Below are 9,257 nucleotides of genomic sequence, written 5' to 3' on the forward strand. Positions count from 1 at the left end.
CCGGCCGCGCCGTCCGAACCCGGCCGCGCCGTCCGAACCCGGCCGCGCCGTCCGAACCCGGCCGCGCCGTCCGAACCCGGCCGTGCGGTCTTAACCCGGCCGGGTTTCTGCACCGAGCCGGGCCGTCTGAACCTGCCCGGGCGGTGGTACACCTTTGCCATGCCGGTGATGGACATCAACGCCGACCTCGGTGAGGGTTTCGGCGTCTGGGAGCTGGGCGACGACCTGGCCCTGCTGGACGTGATCACGAGCGCGAACGTGGCGTGCGGGTTCCACGCGGGCGACCCGCTGATCATGCGGCGGGTGTGCGCGGCGGCGGTCGGGCGTGGGGTGGCGATCGGCGCGCAGGTGTCCTACCGCGACCTCGCCGGGTTCGGGCGGCGCGAGATGGACGTCGCCCCGGCGGAGCTGACCGCCGAGGTGCTGTACCAGCTCGCCGCGCTGGACGGGATCGCGCGCGCGGAGGGCGGGCGGGTCGCGTACGTGAAGCCGCACGGCGCGCTCTACAACCGGCTGGCCCGCGATCCGGCGCAGGCGCGCGCGGTCGCCGACGCGGTCCGCGCGTACGACACGACGCTGCCGGTGCTCACGCTGCCGGGCTCGGCGTTGTTCGAGGTGGCGGACGGCCTGACGGTCGTCGAGGAGTGTTTCGCCGACCGCGCCTACACGCCCGAAGGACGGCTGGTGTCGCGGCGGGAGCCGGGCGCGGTCGTGCGCGATCCGGCGCTGGTCGCCGAGCGGGCCGTCCGGATGGCGACCGAGGGGCGGGTCACGGCCGTGGACGGCTCGGAGGTGGCGCTCAGCCCCCGGTCGGTGTGCGTGCACGGCGACACGCCGGGCGCCGTGGAACTGGTCCGTGGCGTCCGCGCCGCGCTGGCGGACGCCGGGGTGCGTCTGAGGCCGTTCGCGTGAGGACGGTCCGGCGGGCCGGTGACGGCGGGCTGCTCGTCGAGACGTCCGGTCTGGACGACGCGCACCGCCTGCACCGCGCGCTGCGGGACGCCGCGTTCCCGGGCGTCACCGACATCGTGCCCGGCGAGCGGACCGTCCTGCTGGTCGCCGAGCCGGGCGCCTGCGACCTGGACCGGCTCGCCGCACGGGTCGCGGTGCTGGAGCCGGGCGAGGCCGCCGCCGAGGACGCGCCACCGGTCGAGATCCCCGTCCGGTACGACGGGGAGGACCTGGCTGAGGTCGCCGAGCTGACCGGGCTGAGCGTGCGGGAGGTGGCCGAACGCCACGCCGCCGCCGAGTACTCGGTCGCCTACCTGGGCTTCTCTCCGGGATTCGGCTACCTGACGGGCCTCGACGAGGCGCTGCACGTCCCGCGCCGCGCCTCGCCGCGCACGTCGGTGCCGACGGGTTCGGTGGCGATCGCGGGACCGTACGCGGCGGTGTATCCGTCGCCGTCGCCGGGCGGGTGGCGTCTGCTGGGACGCACGGACCTCACGATGTGGGACGTCCGCCGCGATCCGCCGTCGCTGCTGCGGCCGGGGCTGCGGGTCCGGTTCGTCGAGGAGCGCGGGTCGTGATCGAGGTCGTCCGTCCGGGCCCGCTGGCCACCGTCCAGGACCTCGGCCGTCCCGGCTACGCGCACCTCGGCGTCCCGCGTTCGGGCGCGGCGGACGCTCCGTCGCTGCGTCTGGCGAACCGTCTGGTGGGCAATCCCGAGGACGCGGCGGGCATCGAGTTCACCCTGGGCAACGCCGCGCTGCGCTTCCGCTGCGCCGCCTGGATCGCGGTGACGGGCGCTCCCCTGGACGTCTGTCTGGACGACCGTCCGCACGGCATGAACGCGCCCCTGCGCGTCCTGGAAGGCGGCACCCTCACCCTGGGGACGCCGAGCCGCGGCCTGCGCAGCTACCTGGCGGTCAGGGGCGGCGTGAACTGCGAGCCGACCCTCGGCAGCCGGTCCACCGACCTGCTCTCGCACCTCGGCCCCCCGCCGCTGGCCCCGGGCACGCACCTGCCGGTCGGAGCCGCCGACGCCCCGATCACCGTCGACCTCGCGCCGGTCCCGTCCGCCCTGGCCACACCGGTGCTGCACATCGTGCCCGGCCCACGCGACGACTGGTTCGTCCCGGACGCCCTGGACGTCCTCACCTCGGCTCCGTACACGGTCACGCCGGCCGGCAACCGCGTCGGCGTCCGCCTCGACGGCCCGCTCCTCGAACGCGCGCGAGAAGGCGAACTGTCGAGCGAGGGCATGGTCACCGGCGCCCTCCAGGTCCCCCCGAACGGCAGGCCGATCCTCTTCCTCACCGACCACCCGACCACGGGCGGCTACCCGGTCATCGCGGTCGTCCGCCACCACGACATCCCCACCGCCGCCCAACTACGCCCAGGCGACCCGGTCCGCTTCCGCCTCAGCTGAGCAGGGTGTGGAGGCGGGTCAGTTCGGCGGCGAGGGCCTGGGAGGGGACGGGTTCGAAGAGGGTGGGGGCGGCGGTGGGGTTCGCGGCGTCCCAGACCCCGGCCACGCGGCCCCGGTGGAGGACGACCGGGGAGATCCAACCCGCCGTGCGGCTGACGTCGGCGCGGTGCGCGGGCGGGACGAGGTGGGGTGAGCCGGTGCCGCCCGCGAGGATGTACTGGTCGAACGGGCCGAGCAGGCGGACGGACGTGGACGGCGGCGTGTCGAGGAGTTCGTCCAGGTGCTCGGGCAGGACGGACATCGGCGTGCCCTCGACGTCCACCTGGGCGAGGTCGGCGGCGTCGAACCAGGCGCGGACGTCCTTCCTGCGGCTGGCCTTGCGCAGGAGCCAGGCGTCGAAGGTGTCGGGCGTCGCCGGGCCGTGGGCGGCGAGGAACGCGCGCAGGACGGCCCGGGCGGCGTCCTCGACGGGCGGGAGGGACGTCCACGGGGGGCGGGTGAAGGTGACGCGGCTGCCCTGGGACGGCCCGTGGCACAGGACGCCCATCCAGGCCAGCGGCTTGAGCAGCATCCCCCAGCCGGAGCCGAGGACGTCGGCGAGGTGGGTGGAGCCCGTCTCGGCGATGATCGCGGCGGTGAGCTCCTCGCGGGTCAGGGGCGTCCCGGGCGCGAGGGCGGTGCGGGCGGCCTCGGCGATCGCCTCGACGTCCTCGGGCGTCGCGCCGAAGTTCTTCTGCCAGCTCTTCTTCTCCCAGGTGCGCGCCGCGCCGCAGAGGGCCAGGTAGGCGGGGGCGTCGGCGGCGGGCAGCAGGTGCAGCGTTCCGCGCATCGCCCACGTCTTGACCAGCGCGCCTTCCGCGATGAGGCCGGTGATGCGCTCGGGATCCCGCCGGCGGAGCCGGACGGCCAGCTCGGCGGCCGACGCGACCTGCGCCTGGACGCCCGCGAGCCGCCGCACGACCTCTGTCGCGGACGCGTCCGTGACGGTCTCGATGTGCTGCCGACGCATCCGCCAGGCGAGGGCCTGCGCCCAGGTCACCGTCTCCATGCGGATGATCTCACCACATTCGCGACAGCCGGTGGGTGAGCTCGGCGAGCGCGTCGTGGACGTCCTCGGCGGTGAGGGTGGTGAGGTCGGCGGCGGTCGCCGCCTCGCCCAGCTCCGCGGCGCGCAGCGCGCGGACGGCGCAGGCCTTCTCGTACAGCGTCCGGGCGAAACGCCCGTTGCCCAGCTCGTCCACCCGGCCGAGGCCGACCGCCCGCTGGAACACCAGGGCCAGGTCGTCCAGGGCCGCCTCCGCCCACGAGTCGCCGCCCTGGCGCGCGACGAGCTGCGCGATCCGGAGCAGTTCGTCCGGGCCGTAGGACGGGAAGTCCACGCGCTCACCGAACCGCGACGCCAGACCGGGATTGGACGCCAGGAACCGGTCCATGTCGTCCGGGTACCCGGCGAGGATGACGACCAGGCGGTCACGGTCGTCCTCCGCGCGCTTCAGCAGCGTCTGGACGGCCTCCGCGCCGAACGCGTCACCGCCCGCGTAACCGGCGTTCGCCAGGGAGTACGCCTCGTCCACGAACAGCACGCCGCCGAGCGCCGAGTCCACCACCCGGTCGGTCTTCAGCGCGGTCGCGCCCAGATGGTCGCCGACCAGGTCCGCGCGCTGCACCTCCACCACGTCCGGGCGGGCGAGCAGGCCGAGCGCGGCGAAGATGCGGCCGAGCACCCGCGCCACCGTCGTCTTGCCGGTGCCGGGCGGACCGGTGAACACGAAATGCCTGGTCGGCGGGCGGGTGACCAGGCCCTGCTCCTGCCGCATCCGGGCCACCCGCAGCTGCGCGGCGATCTGGTGGACCTGCCGCTTCACCGGGGCCAGGCCGATCATCGCGTCCAGCTCGCCGAGCGCCTCCTCCAGCGTCGGGGTCTCGGCGTAGCCGCGGTACCGCTCGGTGAGCTCGGCGAACGCCGTCTCCACGTCCGCGGCCGTGAGGGTGACCAGCTCGTCCGCGGTGGGCGCGCGGTCCCGGTCGGCGGCGACGACCCGCAGGTCCCGGGCGCGCGCGGCGACCTCGGTCAGCGACCGGACGAACCGCCCGTTGCCGAGCTCGTCCACGATCCCGCGCCTGTGGACCTCGGCGAACCGGTCGCGCAGCCGCGCCCGCGCCGCGTCGTCGAACCTGTCGCCGCGCTGCTCCGCGTGCAGCCCCGCGATCTCCAGGAGCTCGTCCGCGCTGTAGGACGGGAAGTGCACGCGGGTGCCGAACCGCGACGCCAGGCCGGGGTTGGAGTCGAGGAACGCGCTCATCCGGTCCTCGTAGCCGGCGAGGATGACGACCAGGTTGTCGCGGTCGTCCTCGGCGCGCTTCAGCAGCGTCTGGACGGCCTCGTCCCCGAACCGGTCCGGCTGCCCCTCGGCCGCGTTGACCAGCGAGTACGCCTCGTCCACGAACAGCACGCCGCCGAGCGCCGAGTCGACCAGCGCGTTGGTCTTGAGCGCCGTCGCGCCCAGGTACTCCCCCACCAGGTCCGCGCGCGTCGCCTCCACCACGGTCGCGGTCGGCAGCAGCCCGAAGGCGTGGAAGATCCGCGCGAGCACCCGCGCCACCGACGTCTTCCCCGTCCCGGACGGACCGACGAACACCAGGTGCCGCAGCGGCTTCTCGGTCGGCACCCCGGCGGCGGCCCGCAGATGCGCCGCCTCGATGGACGCCGCGAGCGACCTGACCTGCCGTTTCACCGGGGCGAGGCCGACCATCGCCGCCAGCTCGGCGAGCGCGTCCCCGACCGTCGGACCGTCCGGTTCGTCCACCGGCCGCACCTCCGCCGCCGCACGCTCCTCGTACGCCGCCCGCGTCGCCGCCGGGACACCGGCGGGCGGGACCGCCTCGTCCTCGTGCCCGGGGCGCTTCCTCGGCGTATCCGCTGACCTGTGCTCACGCGGGGACCGGCCATCGGACGGCTTGGACTCGCGCGGGTGCTTGCCGTCGAACGGCTTGGCGTCGAACGGCTTGGCGTCCTGCGGGTTCTTACCATCACGCGGGTTCTTGCCGTCACGTCGGCCTTTACCGTCGAACGGTCTCGGGTCGCGGGGCCCCTTCCCGTCGGGTGGGCGGACCTCGCGGGGGCTCGCGCCGCCGTCGGCGCGTCCGGCGGACTGCTCCTGCACCCACCCGGTCTCGTACGCCTCGGCCGACGTCGTCCGCCGGGCCTGGTCCCAGCGGTACGCCAGAACCGCCAGTGCCGCGACCCACGCGGGCCCCACCGAGAGCTCCGGCACGGACACCGCCGAGCCGGCCGCGACGATCCCGGCGGGCACGAGCGCCACGAGCGCCGTCCGCCAGGGCGCGTAGCCGCGCAGCCGCAGCGCCACGACCGCGACGGGAAGCGCGAGCAGCGCCAGCAGGACGCCGGGGCTCAGGTAGACCTGCGGATGCCCCGAGTAGAGCCGTCCGACGCCCACCGACGCGGCGAGCCACCCGGCGATCACCGCGACGACCGCCATCCCGGCCGGCGAGCGCAGCGTCAGATGGACGACCACCAGCAGGATCACCGCGAACGCCGCGGCGCTCGGCACCGGCAGGTTCAGGACGGCCGCCGCCGCGACGACCCCGGCCAGCAGCACGAGTCCGCCCAGGAACCGGAGTCCGGGCGGCACATGGAAGTACCCGCAGCGCAGACGCTCGAAGAGGTCCCGCGCCGCGATCCCTGCCGCCGGGCGGGAGCCGGAGCCACCGAACAACGTCATCAGAACCCGAGTAAAGCGTAGGAGCTGCCCCAGCGGCACCCCTCCCCGACCAGCTTCCCCCACATGGCCACATCACTCTGTGTCAACCGGGACATTTGTACTGCCGGAACGCGGATTTCCGGCTCTGCTGCGCATGACCTGGTGATTTCTACAGTCGACGGCATGGACGCGGTGGAAATGCACGAGGTGGGCAAGAGCTTCGGGGCGGTCCGGGCGGTGGACCGGCTGTCCCTGCGATTGGCCCAGGGACAGACGGTCGCGTTGCTCGGCCCCAACGGAGCGGGCAAGTCGACGGCGATCTCGATGATGCTCGGGCTGCGGACGCCGGACACGGGCACGGTGCGCGTGCTCGGCGGCACACCGGACCGCGCCGTCCGCGCCGGACGGGTCGGCGCGATGCCGCAGACCGGACGCCTCGTCGGCGGCGTGAAGGTGCGGGAGCTGGTCGGGTTCGCCCACCGGGCGCACGCCGCGGTCGCGCGCGGCCCGATGCCGTCGCTGGACGAGCTGATGGACCTGGCGCGGATCTCCGACCTGGGCGGACGACGCGCGGACGCCCTGTCCGGAGGGCAGGCCCAGCGGGTCCGGTTCGCCCTGGCGATGGCGGGCGCGCCCGACCTGGTGGTGCTGGACGAGCCGACCGCGGCGCTGGACATCGAGTCCCGGCACGAGCTGTGGGCCGCCATCCGGGCGTGCGCCGGACGCGGCGCGACCGTGCTGTTCTCGACGCACTACCTGGAGGAGGCCGACGCCGAGGCCGACCGGATCGTGGTCGTCGACCGCGGCCGGGTCGTCGCGGACGGCACCAGCGAGGAGATCAAGCGCCGCGTGCCCGGCCGCACCGTCAGCATCGACGCGTCCGCGCTACGTCGCGACCCGGCGGACCTGCCCGGCGTGCTGAGCAGCGAGACCGACGGCCGCCGCCTCCGGCTGCACACGACCGACGCGGACGCGACCGTGCTCGCGCTCGCCACCGCCGGAGCCGTCCGCGACCTGGAGGTCACGGGCGCGAGCCTCGAGCAGGCGTTCCTGACCCTGACCCACACCGACCCGATCAAGACCGACAACACGCAGGCCGACCACATTCAGGCCGATCACATTCAGGCCGGTCCGACGCAGGCCGAGGAGGCCGTCCGATGATGCTCGTCCACTACGTCCGGCTGGAGATGCTCAGGCTGCTCCGCGACCCGGGCTACCTGCTCATGACGCTGGTGTCGCCGCTGACGATGTACCTGGTCTTCACCAACCTGGACCTCGGCGGCGGGACGAGCTCCGACGCAGCCGTGTACTCGATGGTGGGGATGGCCGGGTTCGGGGCGATCGGCGCGGTCATGACGAACGGCGTCTCGATCGCCGAGGACAAGCCCCTCGGCTGGATCCGGCAACTGCGGCTGCTGCCGCTCGGACCGTCCCAGGTGGTCGTCGGGCGCGCGGTGTGCGCGATGGTCGCGGCGCTGCCGCCGATCCTCGCGGTGTGCCTGGCCGGCGGCCTGGTGGACGGCGTCTCGCTCTCCCCCGGCCGCTGGATCGCGGTCATCCTCTTGTTGTGGGCCGGGATCTCGCCGCTCGCCGTCCTCGGCGTCGGGTTCGGCTACCTGCTGACCGCGCAGAAGGCCCAGATGGCCGGACTGGCGTTCTACATGGGCCTGTCGCTGCTCGGCGGACTGTGGTTCCCGATCAGGCTGATGCCGTCCTGGGTCGCCGACATCGCGCGCGTCACGCCCGTCAACCGGTACGGCGAGCTGTCCTGGAAAGTGGCGGGCGGTCACGCGCCGACCCTGGTGGGCGTCGGGGTGCTGGCCGCGTGGGCGGCGGCGTTCACGGTGTTCTCGGTGATCGCCTACCGCCGCGCCGCGCAGACGGTGTGACCGGACCGCCGAGCGCGGCAGCCCGTCCCTGGTGCGCGGGACGGCGCCAGGTGGCCGGGCCGTGCGGATGCTGTGGCCGGTTCGTGAAGGAGGTCTGACCAGGTGGACATACGGTATCCGCGTGCGAAAAGTGGACTGCTGATGCGACGCCTCACCGGGGTGCGGGCCGCCCGGCAGGCCGTCCGGGACCGTGTTCCGCGACGGCCCTCCATGGACCTTGAGCGGATGGACGACAAGGGCCCCTCGCCCTGGGGGTTCGCGTTCTGGGTGTTCCTCACCTGGTGGCCGCTCCACGACGTCCTGCGCGGGTCGGCGCATCCGTGGTGGCTGGCCCTCCCGCTGCTGGCCGGGTTCGTGGCCGTGTACCTCGGGACGGTCATGGCGGCGTTCGACGCGCGCCTGCCCCTGTGGCTGCCGGCGGCGGGCGTCGTCCTGCTGACCGCCGCGGCGGCCTGCGCGTCGGCGGAGCTGGGCTCGCGCTGGTACGTCTTCTTCCCCCTCGCCGGACTGGCCGCCGGGACGGTCGCGGGCCACCTGCCGAACCGGTCGCCGCGTCCCGAGTGGGGGCTGCTGGTGCTGGCCGGCGGGGTCTCGGCCGCCGCGGGCGTGACGATCTGGCTCGGCGGGATGAAGGGCTCGGGGGCCGGCAGCATCTGGTGGGGGACGGTCTCGGCGAGCACCGTCACCGCCATCGTCATCCGGCTGTTCTCGGTGATCGCGCTGCTGCGCGAGGCGCGCGAGGAACTGGCGCACGCCGCCGTCGCCGAGGAGCGGCTGCGGTTCTCCCGCGACCTGCACGACCTGCTCGGGCACACGCTGTCGCTGATGGTGGTGAAGGCGCAGGCCGTCCGGCGGCTCGCCGAGCGCGACCCCGCGCTCGCCGCCGCGCAGGCCGCCGACATCGAGCAGGTCGGACGGCAGGCGCTCACCGAGGTCCGGCAGGCCGTCAGCGGCTACCGCGGGCGGGGCCTGGCCGCCGAACTCGACCACGCCCGCACCGCGCTCGCCGACGCGGGCGTCCGGGCGGTGCTGCGGCGCTCCGGCGGACCGCTGCCGCCCGACCCGGACGCGCTGCTCGGCTGGGTCGTCCGGGAGGGCGTCACGAACGTGATCCGGCACAGCGGCGCGGAACGGTGCGTGATCACCGTGCGCAACGACGGGTCCGAGGCGTCGGTGGAGATCTCCGACGACGGCCGGGGCGCGGCGGCCACGACGCCGAACGCGCCGAACGCGGCCGGCGGGACGGGTCCGGGCGGCGGCGGCAACGGGCTCGCC

The 9,257-nt window shown here is 74.7% G+C and carries 8 protein-coding genes; 6 read left to right on the plus strand and 2 right to left on the minus strand.

Features of this window, described 5'->3' with window-relative positions:
• Positions 1–159 precede the first annotated feature (159 nt).
• Genes DZF91_RS33135 through DZF91_RS33145 form a run of 3 tightly spaced genes read left to right on the plus strand, consistent with a single transcriptional unit; the run spans position 160 to position 2,371 of the window.
• A complete protein-coding gene (locus tag DZF91_RS33135) occupies positions 160–912 on the plus strand; it encodes a LamB/YcsF family protein (RefSeq protein WP_117360991.1) in 753 nt (250 codons plus the stop codon).
• Positions 909–1,529: a 5-oxoprolinase subunit PxpB gene (gene pxpB, locus DZF91_RS33140; protein ID WP_117360992.1), complete on the plus strand. Its 621-nt coding sequence runs from the start codon at positions 909–911 to the stop codon at positions 1,527–1,529. Before DZF91_RS33135 ends, pxpB begins: the two co-directional genes overlap by 4 nt.
• The gene (locus DZF91_RS33145) at positions 1,526–2,371 is read left to right on the plus strand and encodes a 5-oxoprolinase subunit C family protein (RefSeq protein WP_117360993.1); all 846 of its coding nucleotides are present in this window, start codon (positions 1,526–1,528) and stop codon (positions 2,369–2,371) included. Before pxpB ends, DZF91_RS33145 begins: the two co-directional genes overlap by 4 nt.
• Here the strand turns inward: DZF91_RS33145 and DZF91_RS33150 are convergent.
• Positions 2,364–3,419 carry a winged helix DNA-binding domain-containing protein gene (locus DZF91_RS33150; protein ID WP_117360994.1) on the minus strand — a complete coding sequence of 352 codons (1,056 nt, stop codon included), beginning with the start codon at positions 3,417–3,419 and terminating at the stop codon, positions 2,364–2,366. The two genes, DZF91_RS33145 and DZF91_RS33150, sit on opposite strands and share 8 nt — an antisense overlap.
• Positions 3,420–3,429: 10 nt before the next feature.
• On the minus strand, positions 3,430–6,114 hold the full coding sequence (locus DZF91_RS42425) for an AAA family ATPase (RefSeq protein WP_235834751.1): 2,685 nt from the start codon (positions 6,112–6,114) through the stop codon (positions 3,430–3,432).
• 162 nt (positions 6,115–6,276) lie between these two features.
• Between DZF91_RS42425 and DZF91_RS33165 the strand changes: the two genes are divergently transcribed.
• The 3 genes from DZF91_RS33165 to DZF91_RS33175 form a co-directional block, all read left to right on the plus strand.
• A complete protein-coding gene (locus DZF91_RS33165; RefSeq protein ID WP_117360995.1) occupies positions 6,277–7,254 on the plus strand; it encodes an ABC transporter ATP-binding protein in 978 nt (325 codons plus the stop codon).
• Entirely contained in the window at positions 7,251–7,982 is a 732-nt protein-coding gene (locus tag DZF91_RS33170; protein ID WP_117360996.1) for an ABC transporter permease, read from the plus strand. The genes DZF91_RS33165 and DZF91_RS33170 overlap by 4 nt, the downstream gene beginning before the upstream one ends.
• A 225-nt stretch (positions 7,983–8,207) precedes the next feature.
• Positions 8,208–9,257, plus strand: a 1,050-nt coding sequence (locus DZF91_RS33175) for a sensor histidine kinase (RefSeq protein WP_235834752.1), incomplete at its 3' end; no start/stop codon positions are given.

Origin of the sequence: Actinomadura logoneensis (assembly GCF_003428695.1) — a bacterium.
Taxonomy (GTDB): Bacteria; Actinomycetota; Actinomycetes; order Streptosporangiales; family Streptosporangiaceae; genus Spirillospora; species Spirillospora logoneensis.